Genomic DNA, 17739 nt, shown 5'->3' on the forward strand with positions numbered 1-17739 from the left:
GGCCGCGCGCTCGGTTCGTCGGAAAAGTTCAAGGAAGCCGTCAGGTCAAATCATCCCAGATCATCCTCTGGAATGCCTCCGGCGGCTCTGACTGCTTCGGGTGTATCTATGTCCATCTCGGCTGCGTCGCCGATCTCCACATCAATCACCGAGAGTCCTGAACTCTGGATAAGGTGGCGGGCGCCGACATCTCCCTCCAGCTGATAGATGGCCGCGTATAGAGAACGGGGCAGGATGACGGGGTTTCCATTCTTGCCGCGTGCGACTGCGCGGATGACGGACAGGCCATCAGCATTTCGAAAGGCTGCGATCAGCCGGTTGAGAACTGCCGCAGTCACCCCAGGCATATCGGCAAGCATGACCAGGGCGCCGTCGACATCATTCTCCTCTAAAGCCGCAATTCCAACCCTCAATGAGCTTGCAATCCCGGTCGCATAGTCGGGATTGGCAACGATGGCCACAGGCAGACCGGCCAGCGCTCTGCGAATATCGTTTTGGCGGTGACCGACGACAACCGTTACCGAAGCGGCATCGCTATCCACCGCAGTGAAAGCCGAGCGGCGAACGAGCGGCACTCCATCGAACTCCGCCAATAGCTTGTGGTTTCTGTCCGATCTCATGCGCCGCGCCATACCGGCCGCCAGCAGGACTATTCCGACGATCGGTTTCACAATATCTCCTCTCAGGATGACAGAAGGCCGGCTCCGTCTACCCACCTCAGAAATTTCATCGAGGCTCGCGCACTATGAGAGTGCCAACGCAAGCCTCTATATACCCCCGTCCTGTGGAAAGGTTTTGCCACGAGTGGCATAGGTCCTCCGTTAAAGACCGCCCATGCAGATATATTTCATTTCGAGATAGTCCTCGACGCCGTGCCTGGACTCCCTCACGTCCAAGACCCGATTGCTTGATGCCTCCGAACGGCGCGGTCTCGGTCGAGATGAGGCCGGTATTGACGCCGACCATGCCATATTCAAGAGCTTCCGCAAAAGCCTCCCCCATATCGCAGATGATATCGACAGTCGCTTTCAACGTGTTCTCCCTTGCGCGGGGCGCATGCATCTTATTTGCGCTCGCCAGTCCCTGATTGTTAGCGTCAGCGTAAGCGCCATTTCAGCTCTTGAAAATAGATTCTTTTACGCTCTATTATCTGTATTTTAGATATTACGGCCTCGAACACGAACAAAAATCATCAATAATAAACAAATATTTACGAAATTTGCACAAAAATTGTACTCAGATATGGCGCTTTATTGCGCGGCATTATTTGGTTTTGCAATGCAACATTTGGAAAATAAGAGAAATTTGCGCCTATGACACTCAGCATCCGGCAACTTCGATATTTCGTTGCCAGAGCGGAATTCGGTCAGGTTTCATAGGCCGCGATAAACCAGAACATTTCGCAATCGGCGATCACGGCCGCTGTCAAGGATCTTGAGCAGATCGTCGGCGTGCCGTTGTTCAATCGCACGAGCCAGGGGATGGAATTGATGCCGCCCGGACGCGAATTCCTTTCTCACGCCTATGAGATATTGTCCAAGATTGACGAGGCAATGCATCTCAATTTCATCAACAGCGACATTGAAGGCGAACTGGTCGTCGCGGCCACCTACACGGTCATCGGCTATTTTCTGCCGCTGCACATCGAACGCATGCGCAGGCTGTTCCCGAAGATTCGCGTGCAGCTTTATGAAATGAACCGTGATGCCATCGAGGAAGGTTTGCTGACGAACCGCTATGACATGTCGGTTTTGCTGACATCAAACATCGTAAATCCCCTGCTGACGACAGAAACGCTGATGAGTTCGGCCAGACGATTGTGGGTGTCGGCGCAGCATCACCTGCTACAGCATACAATCGTGAGCTTACAGGACGTATCCAGAGAACCCTATATCATGCTCACGGTCGATGAAGCGGAGAAGTCCGCCTTGAGATATTGGAGCGGGACACCCTATCACCCGAACGTGATTCTCCGCACGTCTTCGGTCGAAACCGTGCGATCCATGGTTGCCAACAACCAGGGTATCGCCATTTTATCGGACATGGTTCATCGGCCCTGGTCGCTCGAGGGCCGGCGTATCGAGACCATCAACATTCAAGAGCAAATACCGGCGATGGACATCGGCCTTGCCTGGCGGACGGGGTCGACCTTGACACCTGCGATGCTCGCATTTCGCAGCTATTTCCAGCAGGCGCTCGGGCTGCCCGGAGCCAGATCCAGCAAGCATATTCAGGTTGGCTAGAGCCGTTAAAAACGAAAATACGGGCGCGCATCGCAGCCTTCCATTTACAAACGGAAGTGACACAGAACACGAAAAACCGATCTCACATCTTCGGGAACATCGTTTGACCACTGTAGTTAGGGGCGCTTCAACCAAGAGGAGAAGCACGATGCCCCGTGGCGACAAGTCTTCCTATACGGACAAACAGAAGCGCAAGGCCGAGCATATCGAAGAAGGATATGAGGATCGCGGCGTTGGCGAGAAAGAGGCCGAGCGGCGTGCTTGGGCCACCGTGAACAAGGAAAGCGGCGGCGGCAAGAAATCCGGCTCCGGTCGCGGTCATGCCGAGAACCACGACTCTTCCGAAAAGGGTGGCCGCAAAGGCGGCGAGGCCGCTGCTGCAAGACCGAAGGCAGAGCGATCCGCTTCCGCCAAAAAGGCCGCCGCCACCCGCAAGCGCAATGAGCAGCACGCCCAGCACTAAGGGTGCGCAGCAAGGATTTACCGTCAGAAGGAGTTACCGCGATGAAAGTCCAGGAAGTCATGACGCATGATGTGCGTGTCGTGAATGCGGAAGAAACCATTCAGGAAGCAGCCCGCATCATGGCGGAAATCGATGCCGGTGTGCTGCCGGTCGGCAAGGAAGGCAAACTGGTAGGAATGCTGACCGACCGCGATATCGCAATTCGCGCGGTTGCCGAAGGCAAAGGTCCGGACACAAAAGCGAGCGACATCATGTCCAGAGAAGTGAAATATTGCTTCGATGACGAGGATGTGGAAGATGTCTGCGGCAATCTCGGCGATCAGCAGATCCGCCGTATTCCCGTCCTCGACCGCAACAAGCAACTGGTGGGAATCCTGTCCCTCGGCGATGTCGCCGTGGAAACCGACGGCAACGGCGTGGGTGAGGCATTGGCAGCGATCTCCCGTCCCGGCGGCACCCACAGCCAGTCCGGCGTGCAGCCGCATTAAACCGATGGCCCCGGGGGCTGTTTTGACAGTCCCGGCCGATTAGATCTTCACCGGCGAGGGCTGTAATCCTCCCCGGGCAAGTCGCTGCGCGGCAACGGGAGTACCAGATGGACGACAATCACGGCACCCCTCGTCAAAGGAAAGCCCACACCGCCAGCCATTCCTATGCGGCTTTCGCCCTTAACATGGTCCTCAGCCTTGTGGTCATGTATCTCGTCATGTTCTCCATGATCGATGGCTGGGGCGACTTCCGGCACAATCTCAACATGGTTTACATGGCGCTGACCATGGTTGCGCCGATGGGCATCCTCATGCTCGCGACGATGGGTGGGATGTATCCGAACAAGCGGTTGAACATTTTTCTCCATGCCGGTCTCGCCCTCCTCTTCGTGGCGGCCTTCACCGGGACGCGTAGCCAGACCCTGATCGGCGACCGGCAATTCATTGCTTCGATGGTTCCCCATCATTCCGGCGCCATTCTCATGTGCCGGAAAGCGGTAATCACTGACCTGGAACTGATGGCGCTCTGTTCGGAAATTTCCCGCGGCCAGCGGATCGAAATCGAGCGAATGAACGCAATCGACGAACGCCTCAGCGCAAGGGTTGGCGGCGCGCAGAGATGATTGCTCCGCCATGTCTCTGTCGGCGTCGGACAGCTGATATGGCCGCCAGTTATCAAGGGTCAGCTTTTGGCAGACCTTTTCCACGCATCATCGTCCGCAGCGGCTCGCGCGCCATATTCTCTTCTATCTGCCGATGCCCCGGCGTATCGGGCAGCGCCTTCTTGAAATTCGCCGCATAGTCGTCCGGCATTTTCGGCGGCATCATCGGCTCGTATTTATCGACAATCGACTGGATGATAACAGGGCCATCCTCGGCGAACGCCGCGTCAAGGACCGGTTCTATCTCGTCAAACCCGGAAATCGTAAAACCCTTTCCGCCCATTGCATCGGCCGCACTGGCAAAGTCTATGGGTGCGAGTTCGCAGGCGAATTGCGGATGGCCAAGGAACATCATCTGCTCCCATGCAATCTGATTCAGCATCCCATTGCAGATAGCCAGAATCTTCAGAGGCAACCAATGCCGGACGGCGGTGGAGAATTCGCCGAGTTGCATGGCAAGTCCGCCATCGCCCACAACCGCATATACGTTACGGCCGGAATAGGCCAATCCGGCGGCAATGGCGTAGGGCAAGCCGGAGGCCATCGAAGCGAGCGCACCCGAAACGGCAAAGGCGTTGCTGGTTTTCAGATCGATGTGATGCGCAGCCAGTTCCGTGTTCTGACCGGAGTCGGTCACAAGCATTCCGTCTGCATCGATACGCCTGCCGAAGGCATGCACCACTGGCTGCGGTTTCAACCTTGTTGATTGCTCCGATGTCAGGACGGCCATCTGTTCACGCCAGGTGCGCATTCCTTTCCGCGCGGCTTCCAGAAAACTCCGGTCGCTCTTTTTCTCCAGCAGCGAATTCAACCGGTTCAGTATGTCACCTGCGTCACCCACCAGGCCACACTGCACGGGATGCCGAAGTCCGATACGCTGCGGGTCAAGATCGATTTGAACCGCCTTGACGGTGTTTGGATCCGGATAAAATTCGATGTAAGGAAATGTCGACCCCACGATAAGCAGGGTATCGCAATTTTTCATGATGTCCTGGGAGGCGGCGGTTCCCAGAATGCCAATTCCGCCGGTGGTAAAGGGGTCGTCATCATCCATCACCGCCTTGCCCAGAAGCGCTTTCGCCACCGGCGCGCCGAGCAGTTCGGCGGTTCGCTTCAATTCTTCCTCAGCGCCAAGGGCGCCGCGTCCGGCAAGTATCGCAACCCTACTGCCACCATTGAGCAAGGACGCTGCCTCGTGGATGAGTTCGTCAGCGGGTTTCGGACGATACGAGAACCAGTCATTCGGAACATGCCTGGGCAGGTTGCGGCGAGACCGTCCTTCCTCGGCTGGCTTTTCCTGCGTGTCGTTTGCTATCGAGAGATGCGCGACGCCACGCCGCGCGATAGCCGTGCGGCAGGCGAGGCTGGCGACATTTTCCATATGCGCAGCATCGCTGACGACGGTATTATAAACGCTGACATCCTCAAAAACCCGGGTCAGGTTGACGTCCTGCTGCGTGAAAGTTTCGATCAGGTCGTGATATTGCATGCCGGTGATCGCGAGGACAGGAACCTGGTCCAGCTTGGCGTCATAAAGACCGGTCAGGAGATTGGTGCCACCGGGACCCGAAGTGGCAAGACAGACGCCGAGCCTGCCGGTCCATTTGGCATAGGCCGTCGCCATGAAGGCAGCGGATTGCTCGTGTCGGACCTGGACAAACCTTATCGCATCCTGACGTTTGCGAAGCGCCTCCATGACGCCATTGATGCCATCTCCTGGAAGGCCGAATATCGTGTCGACCTTCCAGTCGATCAATGTCTCCACCAGAACGTCTGCTGCGGTCGTCATGATCAGTTCCTCAACTCTCGGCGGTCGTTCCAGACCGGCCATCGAAAGCGGTCATGAAACTGCCTGTCTCGTCAGGGAATAAAACAAGGAAATCCCCACGACGCGCGCGGGGATTTCCAGTCTGTCGGCGTTAGGAGTTTTTGTGGCTCTGCTGACCCGCCTTCACATGTTGCTCATGTGTGCCACCGCGGGTCTTGCCATTGTCGCCATTATTGGAGGCCGATGCGGACTGCGAACGCTTGTCGCTGTTCTTGTGGCTCTGCTGGCCGGCCTTCACGTGCTGTTCGTGCGTACCACCTTGATTTGGCATGATATGTCACTCCTCATATGGTGATTTTTCACTTGCGTGCCTTGTGGCCCGCCCTAGACCAACCATGCCGCGCCACAGGAGTTCCGAGATTTAATATTTCGTGAGGAGCGATTTTTTACGGAACAGCCCCGAGCCCGGCCTGGCTTCGAGCAATAGGGGCGAAGGGCAGGCGTACATGCGTCTATCGCGATTTTCCGAATTCCTTGCGAAGCTCATCCTTCGCATCTTCCAGCACTTCCCTGCGTTTTCCGGGCAACGTCCGGCCAGCACGGTTGATGTAAAACACCAGCATCGACATTGCAGACCGGAAAGGGCTAGTCTTGCGCCTGGAGGATTGTTCCGCCGAGGCTTTCAGCGACCGTGCGATCTGCGAGGGATCGTCCTTGGTGAACACCTCCTTCTCAAGATCGAGCGCATCGCTTTCCCTCGTCACCTTCTGTGACCACTTCTTTTTCTTTTTTGCCTTTTTCATCGTTCTTCTCCCGGCCGATCATTATTTCCGTTCGGGGTCATGGGTGTGGTGGCTGTCACGCTCACCCCCTCCGCCGGAAACCCTGCTCTTCGAACGTTTGTCATTGTCTGCCGCAGGTTTCTTGATCTCCAACGGGGCCTTTGCGTTTTCATGCGAAGAGCCCGGCCCGCCCTGCCGGATGCTTGCCGGTGTTTTTGTCGAGGTGGACATTTATTCCTCCTGTCGTTGGGTGGCAGCGGATAAACCGCTGGCCTATTGGTCGTCGCGGGTTTTCATCGCATCGGAAACACGCTTCTTCCGTGGGTCCTTGAGGTTTTCACCCACAGCGTCCCGATCATGCTCGGGGTCGTCGGTGGGTTTCATATAGCCTCTGGGTCGGCTTTCCTTCGGCCCCTCCCAGCGCGGTGATTGGTCTGTGGTGCCGGGAGCGCCGTCTCGTGGAGAATTATTGGTCATGATTGCCTCCGGTTGGGTTTCAACGGTCCCCAACCACTTTGCTGGGGCAATGTTCCGCAAAGACCGGGAGGCAAAAGGGGATTTTTTTCGAAACAATTGCGCTCCCCCCCGGTTAGGCGAGCCAGACACTCCATTCCGAGGGACAGACGATGACGGACAAACCCGGCAAATCTGATCGCATCTCCAGAATTGCGTATGAGCAGCAGCAGGACTTTCTCAGGCGCTCGTCGCTGCAATTTCTGGAATGCGCGATCCATTTATGCGCGACAAATATGAGCATTTCCGAACTTGCCACACGGCTTGAGAAACAGGCCCAATATCTGCGGCAGTTCGGCTGAGGAACAGCCGTTGCAAGCGCCAGCGGCGAACAAGTCATTTCTTGGGAATATCGCCATGCCAAGATTTTTCTTCACTGTGATCAGCGGCAAAAGCGTCCTTGATGACCAGGAGGGGAGCGACCTACCCTCACTGGACCGGGCGATTGAAGAGGCGCTCAAGGACGCGCGCGCCTTGATGAGCGAGGCGATCCTGCAAGGGCGCGACATTTCCGAAGGTTCCATCATCATCCAGGACAAGCAGCACGAGGTGCTGAAAGTCGTCCGCTTCTCCGAGGCTCTAGACAGAAAAGACTGACGGCGCGGCAATATCCGACTGCATACGGGCCATCAGTGTTTCGTATTCTCTTTCCGGAACGCCATAGGTCATGTCGGCGACATCTTCCAATATCCCGCGGTTGACGATCCGGACGTTTCCGCGGCTGGCGCGGATTGCATGAATGCCTTCGAGAACATGCAGCTCGTTGGTGATGCCCGGCCGCCGCACCCCCAGAACCGTGGAGAGAAACTCATGGGTAATGGGCAAATCATCCGTATCGAGCCGGTCATGACACATCAGCAGCCAGCGTGCGAGCCTTTCCCGCAGACTATATTGCCCATTTGCAAGCACAAGCTGGCCAACCTGAAGCACGCAGACATTGATATAGCCCAGCAAAAGCTCTCGCAGGCGCGCGTCCTCCTCCATTTCCCGCCGTATTTCAACAGCCGGAATCAGGAAACCGCGACCGCCCACGCCCATGGTGGTTTCATCCGGCGTGGTTTCCGCGCCCAGCAGAACGGGCCAGCCGGTGATGCCCTCCCGCCCGACAAGCACGGTTTCAATGCTTTTGCCGCCGTCATCATGAACAACGGTCGATGCAAGGCCGGTTTCGATAAAACAGAGATGAGAAATGGGCTTGCCAGCGGCAACGAGCTGATGCCCGGCCGGCAGATCCACGGGCTCCAGCCGGGACGCAAGCTGCGACAGCCGTTCTGCGCCGAGGGTCTTCAACAATCGGTTATAAACAAGAAAATCTGATCCAAGCATAGCGGTTCGCCGGTTCGCCCCTCTGCTCGAAAACATCAACCTGCAGCAGTCATATTAGCAGCGGAAAATCACATGAAAACAGTGAGTACGTTTCCGTACCATTTTGTAGAACGGATCGTTCCTGCGCCGCAGAATGGCCGCAACTCCAAATTTTGGCCCATTTTTCAGGCAGCATCATACATCGAAACCCGGTCATTGGGTATGTCGCCCCCGCACCGTCACAGAAATCGGGGCGACCGTAACAGCGGGAGCCACCGCCTTGGCTAGAAGCACGCGCAGAAACCGTCCACCACCCGCCTTCCAGCCCGACAGCGCCGGCGCGCCCTCGCTCCGCGTCTTACATGAGGAGGCGGAAAGCTGCGAAAGATGTGACCTCTACAGGCACGCCACCCAACTGGTTTTTGGTGACGGCGACAGCCGGGCGCGCGTGGTCCTCGTTGGCGAACAGCCCGGCAATGAAGAAGACCTGAAGGGCCGGCCTTTCGTCGGCCCGGCAGGCCGTCTGCTCGACGAATGCCTCAGGCAAGCCGAGATAGATCGTTCGCAATGTTATGTGACCAACGCCGTAAAACATTTTAAATTCGAGCAGCGTGGGAAACGACGGCTGCATGCCCGCCCGAACAGCGGGGAAGTGCAGCGCTGCGCCTGGTGGCTGGGTGCAGAACTGCGCCTTATCGATCCGGATCTTATCGTGGCCATGGGCGCCACGGCCTTTTATGCGCTGACGGGACGCACGAGCGGTGTGACGAAGGAACGCGGGCATATTCTTTTGACGCCGGGCGGCACACGCCTTCTCGTCACCATCCATCCCTCTTATCTGCTGCGCCTTCGCGACCGGCAGGAGGCGGAGCGACAGCAGCGCGCCTTTGTTTCCGACCTGCACAAAATAGGCGAAATCCTTGGCGAGATGACCTAGCGAAACCGACCTGCCGCATTCGTCCGCAATGTCAGGAACAAGCTTTTCCCATCGTGGTTAGGGGCGACCGAACCGGGAGGCTTGAACACCATGGACAAGAACATCGAATACCAGATCATCGCGCATGAAAATGGGTGGGCCGTTGTCGTTTCTGACGTCGTGAGGGCTGTTTACCCCAGCCGCCATCTGGCTTTGGCGGCTGCAAAGCTGCTGGAGAGCGATGTGGTCCCGACGCAAGAGGCGGAACGCCTTGCCGCCACCACCTATCTGACCCTGACCGACACCACGGCGCCGAACCGGTTGCGCACCTCCCTGCAGGTGATGGTGGCTGTGCCCTATCAGGTGGATATTCCCTTGCGGCGAAGAAGCGAAGAAGTCAGCTGTCCATTGATCGGCGGCCGCAATCTGGCAGCCGGCAAAATATAGACCGGATGGCGGGGCCGGCTTCATCTCAAGCCGGGCGGCCGGGATGCGTTCCTGTCAGAAAATAGAGCGCAATCGCGACAGCGAGCGCGAATATGACCAGCGTGTAGACCATCATGGTTTTCCACGTCCGTTTGCGCCCGCGAAAATCGCCGTCATCTATGCCGACGGGCGAGAATTTCGAATCGAGCCTTTCGCTCAATGGTCTGTTCATGTCTTGCTCGGGCCTGATGCTTTCCCGCGGCGCATCGGCCATGTCCTCATTTTTGGCGTGCATCGGATATTCCCTCATGTGCCACCGCGCCTAACCCCATCCATCCGCAATTGTTCCGCAGCAGGACGCTTGCAACATCAGGTCATTGCTTCTCGAACTCGAGCATGGGCCGCCGTTTTTCGGGATCGATTTCTGACACCGCAATATTCCCCTCGCGCTTATTTGATAAATTCAGTCACCGGGCGGCTGAAATCATCTTGCTCCGGCGTTATGGTGGGGAACAGGCACACGCATGCCGATGGCAGGCGAGGAGTAAAGCATGCAGACTGTTAAACGCCTCACCATAGCGATCATCGGCATGACAGATACTGTTACATCGGAAATCAGAATGGCCTGGTTTCATGCCCAGATCGGCCTGGAAGGGCCCTACTCCGCCAGCTTCATAGAAAGTGAAGACGCTCTCAAATTTGCCGCAGCGATTATTGACGTTCGTTACGAGGCGGACGTCATGCTGCGTCTCACCGAGCAACTGGACGAAGAGGCAATTCCTTATCTTTTTTTCGTGCCGGAGACGGTTATCGACAGCGAGCCGGGACCTTTTGTCCTCTCCGGACGTTCGGAAGACATCGAAAACATTGTTTCCGCTTTGATGGCGCAAGGAGGGGGCATCAGACATTGAAGCGAGGCACGTGTCATGCTGGAACAACCCGATGGCCATGGCGAAGCGAATTTTCTGCTTTCTCTCCTGCCCGATGACGTCCGGCGTGAAGTAACGGGCGTCTGCAAACCCATCAAGCTCGCATTGGGCGATGTGCTGATATCCGCCGGCGCGCCCATCGAGCATGTTTTCTTCCTGTCATCCGGCATTGCCTCCGTCGTGGTAGTCACCAAATCGGAACGCAAAACCGAAGCGGGACTTGTCGGGAGAGAGGGATTTGTGCCGACAGGGGCGGTCGCTGGCGCGGAAACGAACCTGACCGAAATCGTGGTACAGGCTCCCGGCGAAGCGCTTTTCATGGACATGCGGTCGTTTGAAGCGCTTCTTGCAAAATATCGCGTCTTTTCCGATATCCTTGTCTGTGCCCTGCACATCTCAAGAACCCAGGTGGAATACACGGCGTCTTCCAATGCCACCCAGTCCGTAACGGAGCGGCTCGCCCGGTGGCTGCTGATGTGCCACGACCGCGTAGAAGGCAATCACCTGCCACTGACGCACGACTTTTTGTCAACCATGCTCGCCGTCAGGCGCGCGAGTGTAACGGACGCCCTCCATGTTCTCGAAAGCCATGGGTTCATTCGTTCCGAAAGGGGCAGAATTACGATCAGGAACCGCGAGATGCTCGAGACCTATGCGCGCGATCTCTACGGCATGCCCGAGGAGGAAAGCAATCGTATGTTCGCCCGCTTTCTGCCCGACTTCCGGCCTGAAATCCCGCTTGGCGACCTAACCATTGTCGAAAGCAGCGGGGTTCGGTAGCCCGGACGGCCTTCTCAATCGTCGTTGGTACGCTTCCGAACATTTACGTTTGGCCGTTTCCCTATAGTATGGATTCATCTTCCCTCACGCTGTGAAATGCAGGACGCGTTTCAAGGAGGTGAAATGCACGCCAGTCACGAGTACCAGAGTTCCGGAATTTTTCTGAACGAAGACATCAACATCGTTAAGGCAGCCTACGAGAATGTTCTGTCCGCAGAACGCGACCCGGCTTTGTGCCGGGCAGATGTCGCCCGCTATGTCCTGAAAATGTATGATCGCGGCGTTGTCGATCCCCTGAAACTTCAGCGGCTCGCAACTCTCTATTTTCGAACCAAATTGCTTGTCGGCTGATTTTCCGGCCTTACCTCGCTGTCGTTCGCCTTGGTCTCAGGTTCGGTGACGTCTGAAAGGACGTTCCTCTACGGTTTCGGATAATCGCGTACCTCGTCATGCCAAGGGACAGGGGAACAAACCTGCGCAAGCATGGTTCGGGTGGCTCCACTGAACTCATGCCGGACGAGGTATAACATGACCAGGAAAACACTCCCCATTCCCCAAGAGAACAGAAGCCAGCAAGGGCCCGGCGACAACGACCGTCTGAACACAGAAGAAACCTCCGCCGTCAAGGAACAGAAGGTTTCAACGCAGACCGGCAGGCAGGCAAACATAAAGATAAACACGACACATCAAGGTCACCAGCAGGACAGGTAGCGGCCCGCCTGTCCGCGGCAGGTGGCTGGCTGTCGCCAGCACTCAGTCCAGATTTCGACGTAGCGACTCCCTCGCCCTGTTGACGCGGCTTTTGATGGTGCCCACCCGGCAGCCGCAGATGGCGGCGGCATCGGAATAACTCGTCCCTGCCGCCACGAGCAGCAGAGCTTTTTTCTGGTCCTTGTCGAGATGGCGGATAGCTCGCATGACCTCCTGATGCTGCACACGCCATTCCTGGCTGGCAGGGGTGGACATGGATTGCTCGATACCGACAGGCAAGCCGACGCATTCACGCCTCGACACCTTGTAGCGGGTGCAGAACGTGTTGCGCAAAATGGTGAAGAGCCATGATTTCAACGCCGTGCCGGGGGTAAAACCGTGCAGAGCCCGAAGCCCCCGCAACATCGTCTCCTGGACGAGATCGTCAACATCCTCCTCATTTCTGACGAAGCGGCGCGCAAAAGCCGTCAGGGCCGGCGCCAGATCCGCAATACCGATGCGCAACACCTCCAGCTGCGCTTCACTCAATGTGTTTCCGGAAACTCCACTCACAGCGTGCTTGGCCATTTTCCCATCCTTTCACTATGGGGAAATGTCCCGGCAGACGCTTGGTTGCTGTACGCCAACGTACAATGGCGCAATCAATGAAGATTGCGGCTGAATTGATCGGAAACCGCAGGCGTGCGTAATAGTTGAGGCAGGACAGGGTGGTTTCAGGCCTCGTCCTCGTGCCCGGCCGGTTGCCTCCGCCGCCTCTGTTCGATCATGCGTTCAGCGTTCTTTCTCGTCTGTTCCCTGTCGCGGCGGCTTTCTTCACTATCACCGGAACGGGCGTCGTCCGTACCGGGCTCCGGCTGGGTATCCTCGTCGGGTCGGTTCATCGCTTCATCTCCGCTTATGGTTACAGGAATGACGGATCCGCTATCCGGCCGGTCTTTCTAACCGCAGCTCCATGAAGAGGTTCCGATCTTGCTGAGGCACTAAGGGAACAGTGGCGCGGGAAAACGGTTTGGGAGGGATCAAGGAGGATGTCATGAACAAGAACGACAAGCTGAAGCAGATTCACAAGGACAGTGAACCGCAATTTGCGCGCGGCAAGAAAACCTCGAAAAACAACGGCGTGGCGAGCGCGAAGCCAAGGGTTATCACCGGTTCGGACGACGCAACGGTCAACAAGCTGCCGCCCGGCGTCAAGAAACCCGAGAAGGACTGGGATTTGAACTACGACGAACGAGACACCAGCGACGGCAATTTCCAGGGTTAATCCGGTCGCACACGACAACCTTCACCGAGCCAGGTCCTCGATCACAAGTTCGATGGATTGTGGCTCGGCGCCTTCTTTTGTCTGCACCCTCAAGACGCTGCCGGTGTTCAGCACGCCCTCGAGCACCGTCCGCTCCCCCACTATGATCTTAATCACCTTGGGGGTCGCCGCCTCGATATTCAGGCTGTTGCTGGTTTCGTGATCGATGGTCTGGGCCACGGCGGAACCTCCGGTTCATGTGAAGATAGGCGGCCTAACTTCGCACGGGCAGGCTTGTTCCTTTTCTTCGGTGACGACCTACGATCACCAAAACGGCGCGGAACCTTTGTGGCACACCGCTGGCTGGTTCCGCTGATCGTCCGAGACGATTCTGATGTCAGGGTCTCAGGAAGCGCGGAGCGGATTGCATGGGAAGCGCCGCAAGGAGGGTCGCCGTATCGCACACCTGCAACTGCGTCGAAAAACGGCCGGACAGCAGCTTCAATGCCGCATCGTGTGTCGCATCCCTTCCACTGCAAAGCGCGTCTTCGACCAGAATGACGTAAAATCCCTGGTCGATCGCACCCAGAACGGTGGCAAGGACGCAGACATCGGTTTCTCCGCCGGTAATCACCAGGGTTGAAACCTGTTCCTGCCGCAGAATTTCGCCGAGGCCTCCATGCTGCCACGGGGAATACACGCTTTTACGAAAGACACGCGCGGGCGGAATGTAGCGCGATAGTGAGGGGATGACGTCGATGAGTTCAGGCGCCAGCGCCTGCCGCGTCATCATCGGCCATTTTTCATAATAAGCCCGCCATGCACCCGGGGCTTCCCCAACGGTCTTCGGCGGTACAAAACAGGTGAAGATGCATCGGGCGGGATCGCCTTGAACCACAGCCTCCACCTCTTCGCCGATACGGTCCATCCATTCGACATGCCACGGCGTATCCTCGGCGAAGACACGCTGCATGTCGACGCACAGGTGCCGCCAGTCTCCCTCGGCAGAAAACGCGACCAATTTCCTCCTCCCCTATCCGCCGGTCTCACTGTGAGGAGCGGCAACGGGCTTCGATTCCGGCGATCCGCGGAAGCGCAGAAAGATGGAGAGAACGACGAGAACCGCGGTCGAAAGAAACTCCGATTGCCAGTTCTGAAAGGATTCGAACCAGAACTCCACACTTCCCAGATGCGCAAACAGCGATGTCTCTGGCTCACCATGCATGGCGGCTTCCAATGCCCCCGCATCAGCGCTGTATTTCAGATGGAGAACAAAACTGACGATGAAAAGGAAGAACAGCGCCAATCCCAGAGAATAGGAATAGAGGGTGCGGATAAATCCACCTGCCTTCACCGGCCAGGGCGCCTCGGGATCATATGCTCTTTGCGCGGGATCTTCGTCCTGCGACGTCGCTTTATCGGGGTCCTTGGATTCCGCCGAGCCTCTTTGAAAAAGAAACGCGGTCAGCATGACATACGCCGACATCTGGAGAAATTCGCTCTCCCAGTTTTCGAACAGGGCGGAAAGAAAATGGCCGCTCTTTGCGTAGGAAAAAAGCGTAAGGGGCGTCGCCTGATGCTGCGCAAGCTCCTCGTTGTAAACAGCCCAGCCAGTCGCGAGCATGCCACCGATCGTCAACAGGGAAGTCAGGACAAGGACAATCGTCAATCCATTGTCGCGAAACAGCCTCATGGTTCAGCTCCGCAGGAAAGAGACAACAGCAAAATTGAACGTGCCGCCGGTATCAGCGGCACGTCTGCGTGACGGCTCACGCCGCCCTGGATTTGGCCTTCACGTTGGCGCGTGCCTGGGCAAGCGAAGAGAGAGCCGTATCCGTCGCGCTTTCTTCGCCAAGCGTCTGCTCGAACAATTTGGCCGCCTCCTTCATGCCGAGTTCGACCGCCCATGTCTTCAAGGTGCCATAACGGGTGATCTCGTAGTGCTCCACGGCCTGCGCCGAAGAAATCAGCCCGGCATCAAGCGCGGGTGAGCCCTTGAACTCCTCCATGATTTCCTCGCCTTCCGAGATAATGCCCTGAATCGCCTCGCAGGTCTTGCCGCGTGCCGGCTTGCCGAGCAGCTCAAAGACATTCTGCAATCGCTCCACATGGACCTCGGTCTCGTCCCTGTGCTTTTCGAATGCCGCCTTCAAATCCGCTGACTGCGCAGCCCGCGCCATTTTGGGAAGCGCCTTCAGAATCTGCCGTTCCGCGAAATAAATATCCTTCACCGTATCGAGAAAAAGGTCTTCCAATGTCTTCTCAGCCATTTTTAGTCTCCTGTTGCTTTGGTTGGTGAGTGGGAGTGGATGTTTCATTGCTTATCGACGGGGACGGAGGCCTTGCCGAGCTTGAGCGACGGTTCGCGCGCCCAGACTCGAAGTTTGCCGAGCTCTGACACGAAGGCAGCCAGCCCCCCTTCACCCGGCAATGGCAGCATGCCTTCATCCATGACATCGGCAATTCCCGCTTTTTCCAGCAACGGCAGCGCCGACTGGTCGTAGCCAATGAACTTGCAATGCTGGAATGCGTCGGCGACGAAATCCCGGGCAGTTGCTTCCTTGATCAACTCATCGATCGCCGCCGCCGATGTCAGCAGCGCCACGGCATCGAACAGCACCGAAGGCCCGCCATCAATCATGTGATGTGCCTCGACGAAGGTGCCGTCCGACGCCGTTACCCCGCCGACCTTGGGTGCGATAAACTCGAAGACAGCTTTTTCTGCCTCGACCGCTTTGGTCAGCCCCTTCAGCAGCTTGGCGTCCACGCCGTCGGTAATGAGAATGCCGAGCTTGCGACCCTCGAACCGTTTGGGACCCCGTTGAACGATGCTGAGTGCCGGCGACGGCTCCAGATCCTGACGGGTCGGCATGGCGGCGTCTGCCGGTTTCGGCATCGTCTGAAAGCCGAGCTTCTGCGCCACCGTTGCTGCAAGCGTTTCATCGATATTGAGAAGATGCGAAACCATCCTCTCACGAATGACGGGAGTTTCCACCTTGCTGAGTTCGAAGGTGAGCGCCGATGCGATATGGCGCTGCTCGGGTGGCGTCTGGCTGACGTAGAACTGGCGTGCCTGGCTGTAGTGATCGGCGAAACTTTCCGGCCGCAACCTTGCCTTGGCGCCCTGCTCCTCGGCCGGGAAATGCTGGAAACCACGCGTCGGTGATTCCCTTGGCCCTTCCCCGAAGGAATTGGGCTGATAATTCGCCCGTCCGGTCGGATTGCGCATCGCCATATGGCCGTCCTGCTGGAAATGCGCGAAAGGACACTTGGGCGCATTGATGGGCAGATGCGTGAAGTTCGGCCCGCCAAGACGCTTCAACTGCGTATCGAGATAGGAAAAATTCCTGCCCTGCAACAGCGGATCATTGCTGAAATCGATGCCAGGCGGAACGTTCTGCGTCATGAACGCCACCTGTTCGGTCTCGGCAAAGAAATTGTCCGGCATACGGTCGAGGACAAGCCGGCCGACCGGTTTGGGCGCCAATATCTCCTCGGGGATGATCTTGGTGGGGTCGAGAACATCGAAATCGAAGCTGTCGGCGAAATCCTGATCGAAAAGCTGAACCTGCAGCTCCCATTCCGGAAAATTGCCAGACTGGATCGCAGTCCAGAGATCGCGCCGGTGAAAATCGGGATCGGCGCCGTTGATCTTGACCGCTTCGTTCCACGCCACCGACTGCAATCCGAGCTTCGGTTTCCAGTAAAACTTCACGAAGGTCGATTGCCCCTTCGCGTTGATGAAGCGGAAGGTGTGCACCCCAAAACCTTCCATGAACCGGAAGGAGCGCGGAATGGTCCTGTCGGACATGATCCACATCACCATGTTCATGCTTTCAGGCGTAAGGCTAATGAAATCCCAGAAGGTGTCATGCGCGGTTTGTGCCTGCGGAAAGGCGCGATCAGGCTCCTGCTTGGCGGCATGGATGAGATCCGGAAACTTGATCGCGTCCTGAATGAAGAATACCGGGATATTGTTACCGACGAGATCCCAGTTACCCTCCTTGGTATAGAGCTTCACGGCGAAACCGCGCACATCCCGCGCGAGGTCGGCCGACCCCTTGTTGCCGGCGACGGTCGAGAACCGTACGAAGGCCGGGGTCTTTTCACCCGCCCGCTGAAACAGATCGGCGCTGGTGTGGGCGGCAAGGGATTCATAGGTCTCGAAGTAGCCATGCGCACCATAACCGCGGGCGTGAACCACGCGCTCGGGGATTCTTTCGTGATCGAAATGGAAAATCTTCTCGCGAAAATGGAAATCATCCACGACAAGCGGCCCGCGAGGACCAACCCGAAGGGAATTCTGGTCGTCCGCCACCGGCCCACCCTGGGCGGTCGTCAGCACGGGCTCGTCCCCGGCGGCAGTCTGGTGCAGTTCGCCGCCCGCCCCCCGAACAAGCTTCTGGTCGTGAACGGTGGCAGTGGCGGATGAAGTGGAATCTGGTTTTCTGGCCATGTTAGCTCCTGCAAGGCGTTGACCAGGGGCATGACAGAACCATGCCCCCGGATT

26 protein-coding genes and 2 pseudogenes are annotated in these 17739 nt (G+C 57.2%); 12 read left to right on the top strand and 16 right to left on the bottom strand.

The features are described from left to right. Nucleotides 1–50: 50 nt before the first annotated feature. Both ACIK7D_RS24995 and ACIK7D_RS25000 read right to left on the bottom strand, forming a co-directional pair. The gene (locus tag ACIK7D_RS24995; protein ID WP_400157778.1) at nucleotides 51–671 is read right to left on the bottom strand and encodes an NTP transferase domain-containing protein; all 621 of its coding nucleotides are present in this window, start codon (nucleotides 669–671) and stop codon (nucleotides 51–53) included. 150 nt (nucleotides 672–821) lie between these two features. Further along, nucleotides 822–987 (bottom strand): annotated as a pseudogene (locus ACIK7D_RS25000) (aldehyde dehydrogenase family protein); the annotation flags it as partial. Nucleotides 988–1313: 326 nt separating this feature from the next. Between ACIK7D_RS25000 and ACIK7D_RS25005 the strand changes: the two are divergent. The 4 genes and pseudogenes from ACIK7D_RS25005 (at nucleotide 1314) to ACIK7D_RS25020 (ending at nucleotide 3817) form a co-directional block, all read left to right on the top strand. After that, nucleotides 1314–2243 (top strand): annotated as a pseudogene (locus tag ACIK7D_RS25005) (LysR family transcriptional regulator). Nucleotides 2244–2391: 148 nt separating this feature from the next. After that, nucleotides 2392–2706 carry a plasmid stabilization protein gene (locus tag ACIK7D_RS25010; protein ID WP_080820207.1) on the top strand — a complete coding sequence of 105 codons (315 nt, stop codon included), beginning with the start codon at nucleotides 2392–2394 and terminating at the stop codon, nucleotides 2704–2706. Nucleotides 2707–2747: 41 nt separating this feature from the next. Continuing rightward, a complete protein-coding gene (locus ACIK7D_RS25015) occupies nucleotides 2748–3194 on the top strand; it encodes a CBS domain-containing protein (RefSeq protein ID WP_078051597.1) in 447 nt (148 codons plus the stop codon). A gap of 107 nt (nucleotides 3195–3301) precedes the next feature. Continuing rightward, nucleotides 3302–3817 carry a DUF305 domain-containing protein gene (locus ACIK7D_RS25020; protein WP_400157779.1) on the top strand — a complete coding sequence of 172 codons (516 nt, stop codon included), beginning with the start codon at nucleotides 3302–3304 and terminating at the stop codon, nucleotides 3815–3817. 52 nt (nucleotides 3818–3869) lie between these two features. Here ACIK7D_RS25020 and ACIK7D_RS25025 read toward each other — a convergent pair whose 3' ends face one another. The 5 genes from ACIK7D_RS25025 to ACIK7D_RS25045 form a co-directional block, all read right to left on the bottom strand. Continuing rightward, nucleotides 3870–5645, bottom strand: coding sequence for a thiamine pyrophosphate-binding protein (locus ACIK7D_RS25025; protein ID WP_400157780.1), 1776 nt, complete (start codon nucleotides 5643–5645; stop codon nucleotides 3870–3872). A 130-nt stretch (nucleotides 5646–5775) separates the two neighbouring features. Next, nucleotides 5776–5955: a hypothetical protein gene (locus tag ACIK7D_RS25030; protein WP_080820202.1), complete on the bottom strand. Its 180-nt coding sequence runs from the start codon at nucleotides 5953–5955 to the stop codon at nucleotides 5776–5778. A 181-nt stretch (nucleotides 5956–6136) separates the two neighbouring features. Next, complete coding sequence (locus tag ACIK7D_RS25035) at nucleotides 6137–6427, bottom strand: DUF3175 domain-containing protein (protein WP_080820200.1); 291 nt, start codon at nucleotides 6425–6427, stop codon at nucleotides 6137–6139. Between the two features lie 21 nt (nucleotides 6428–6448). Continuing rightward, nucleotides 6449–6637 (bottom strand): hypothetical protein, encoded by a 189-nt coding sequence (locus ACIK7D_RS25040; protein ID WP_078051594.1) that lies wholly within the window; start codon nucleotides 6635–6637, stop codon nucleotides 6449–6451. A gap of 42 nt (nucleotides 6638–6679) precedes the next feature. After that, a complete protein-coding gene (locus ACIK7D_RS25045; protein ID WP_035237037.1) occupies nucleotides 6680–6883 on the bottom strand; it encodes a hypothetical protein in 204 nt (67 codons plus the stop codon). A gap of 149 nt (nucleotides 6884–7032) precedes the next feature. Here ACIK7D_RS25045 and ACIK7D_RS25050 point away from each other — a divergent pair, with 149 nt between their 5' ends. Together ACIK7D_RS25050 and ACIK7D_RS25055 are read left to right on the top strand one after the other, a co-directional pair. Beyond that, nucleotides 7033–7221, top strand: a complete 189-nt coding sequence (locus ACIK7D_RS25050) for a hypothetical protein (RefSeq protein WP_080820199.1) — start codon at nucleotides 7033–7035, stop codon at nucleotides 7219–7221. 55 nt (nucleotides 7222–7276) lie between these two features. Continuing rightward, nucleotides 7277–7516: a DUF6894 family protein gene (locus ACIK7D_RS25055; protein WP_080821049.1), complete on the top strand. Its 240-nt coding sequence runs from the start codon at nucleotides 7277–7279 to the stop codon at nucleotides 7514–7516. On the opposite strand, the gene ACIK7D_RS25060 is transcribed toward ACIK7D_RS25055, so the two are convergent. Further along, nucleotides 7499–8245 (bottom strand): Crp/Fnr family transcriptional regulator, encoded by a 747-nt coding sequence (locus ACIK7D_RS25060; protein WP_080820195.1) that lies wholly within the window; start codon nucleotides 8243–8245, stop codon nucleotides 7499–7501. The genes ACIK7D_RS25055 and ACIK7D_RS25060 overlap by 18 nt on opposite strands. A 259-nt stretch (nucleotides 8246–8504) precedes the next feature. Here ACIK7D_RS25060 and ACIK7D_RS25065 point away from each other — a divergent pair, with 259 nt between their 5' ends. Together ACIK7D_RS25065 and ACIK7D_RS25070 are read left to right on the top strand one after the other, a co-directional pair. Next, the gene (locus ACIK7D_RS25065; RefSeq protein WP_400157781.1) at nucleotides 8505–9161 is read left to right on the top strand and encodes a UdgX family uracil-DNA binding protein; all 657 of its coding nucleotides are present in this window, start codon (nucleotides 8505–8507) and stop codon (nucleotides 9159–9161) included. A 90-nt stretch (nucleotides 9162–9251) separates the two neighbouring features. After that, complete coding sequence (locus tag ACIK7D_RS25070; RefSeq protein ID WP_080820192.1) at nucleotides 9252–9587, top strand: hypothetical protein; 336 nt, start codon at nucleotides 9252–9254, stop codon at nucleotides 9585–9587. Nucleotides 9588–9612: 25 nt separating this feature from the next. On the opposite strand, the gene ACIK7D_RS25075 is transcribed toward ACIK7D_RS25070, so the two are convergent. Next, a complete protein-coding gene (locus ACIK7D_RS25075) occupies nucleotides 9613–9798 on the bottom strand; it encodes a hypothetical protein (protein WP_400157782.1) in 186 nt (61 codons plus the stop codon). 319 nt (nucleotides 9799–10117) lie between these two features. Between ACIK7D_RS25075 and ACIK7D_RS25080 the strand changes: the two genes are divergently transcribed. The 3 genes from ACIK7D_RS25080 to ACIK7D_RS25090 all read left to right on the top strand — a co-directional run bounded on the left by ACIK7D_RS25080 (nucleotide 10118) and on the right by ACIK7D_RS25090 (nucleotide 11626). Beyond that, nucleotides 10118–10477, top strand: a complete 360-nt coding sequence (locus tag ACIK7D_RS25080; RefSeq protein WP_003520657.1) for a hypothetical protein — start codon at nucleotides 10118–10120, stop codon at nucleotides 10475–10477. 15 nt (nucleotides 10478–10492) lie between these two features. Beyond that, nucleotides 10493–11275 (top strand): Crp/Fnr family transcriptional regulator, encoded by a 783-nt coding sequence (locus tag ACIK7D_RS25085; protein WP_080820190.1) that lies wholly within the window; start codon nucleotides 10493–10495, stop codon nucleotides 11273–11275. Nucleotides 11276–11398: 123 nt separating this feature from the next. Next, complete coding sequence (locus ACIK7D_RS25090; RefSeq protein ID WP_080820189.1) at nucleotides 11399–11626, top strand: hypothetical protein; 228 nt, start codon at nucleotides 11399–11401, stop codon at nucleotides 11624–11626. A 402-nt stretch (nucleotides 11627–12028) separates the two neighbouring features. Here ACIK7D_RS25090 and ACIK7D_RS25095 read toward each other — a convergent pair whose 3' ends face one another. Continuing rightward, the gene (locus ACIK7D_RS25095) at nucleotides 12029–12553 is read right to left on the bottom strand and encodes a sigma-70 family RNA polymerase sigma factor (protein ID WP_080820186.1); all 525 of its coding nucleotides are present in this window, start codon (nucleotides 12551–12553) and stop codon (nucleotides 12029–12031) included. Nucleotides 12554–12699: 146 nt separating this feature from the next. After that, complete coding sequence (locus tag ACIK7D_RS25100; protein ID WP_400157783.1) at nucleotides 12700–12867, bottom strand: hypothetical protein; 168 nt, start codon at nucleotides 12865–12867, stop codon at nucleotides 12700–12702. A 152-nt stretch (nucleotides 12868–13019) separates the two neighbouring features. On the opposite strand from ACIK7D_RS25100, the gene ACIK7D_RS25105 reads away from it, so the two are divergent. After that, a complete protein-coding gene (locus tag ACIK7D_RS25105) occupies nucleotides 13020–13250 on the top strand; it encodes a hypothetical protein (RefSeq protein ID WP_003520650.1) in 231 nt (76 codons plus the stop codon). A 21-nt stretch (nucleotides 13251–13271) separates the two neighbouring features. Here the strand turns inward: ACIK7D_RS25105 and ACIK7D_RS25110 are convergent, their stop codons facing one another. From ACIK7D_RS25110 to catE, 5 genes are all read right to left on the bottom strand, one after another. Continuing rightward, on the bottom strand, nucleotides 13272–13469 hold the full coding sequence (locus tag ACIK7D_RS25110) for a hypothetical protein (protein ID WP_135398167.1): 198 nt from the start codon (nucleotides 13467–13469) through the stop codon (nucleotides 13272–13274). A gap of 157 nt (nucleotides 13470–13626) precedes the next feature. After that, nucleotides 13627–14250: a cysteine hydrolase family protein gene (locus tag ACIK7D_RS25115; RefSeq protein WP_400157784.1), complete on the bottom strand. Its 624-nt coding sequence runs from the start codon at nucleotides 14248–14250 to the stop codon at nucleotides 13627–13629. 12 nt (nucleotides 14251–14262) lie between these two features. Beyond that, complete coding sequence (locus tag ACIK7D_RS25120; RefSeq protein ID WP_400157785.1) at nucleotides 14263–14922, bottom strand: DUF6766 family protein; 660 nt, start codon at nucleotides 14920–14922, stop codon at nucleotides 14263–14265. A gap of 76 nt (nucleotides 14923–14998) precedes the next feature. Next, nucleotides 14999–15499, bottom strand: a complete 501-nt coding sequence (locus tag ACIK7D_RS25125) for a ferritin-like domain-containing protein (RefSeq protein WP_080820182.1) — start codon at nucleotides 15497–15499, stop codon at nucleotides 14999–15001. A gap of 44 nt (nucleotides 15500–15543) precedes the next feature. After that, complete coding sequence (catE, locus tag ACIK7D_RS25130) at nucleotides 15544–17685, bottom strand: catalase C (protein WP_400157786.1); 2142 nt, start codon at nucleotides 17683–17685, stop codon at nucleotides 15544–15546. Nucleotides 17686–17739 lie beyond the last annotated feature (54 nt).

It is taken from the genome of Agrobacterium sp. P15N1-A (assembly GCF_044626815.1).
GTDB classification, from domain to species: Bacteria; Pseudomonadota; Alphaproteobacteria; order Rhizobiales; family Rhizobiaceae; genus Agrobacterium; species Agrobacterium leguminum.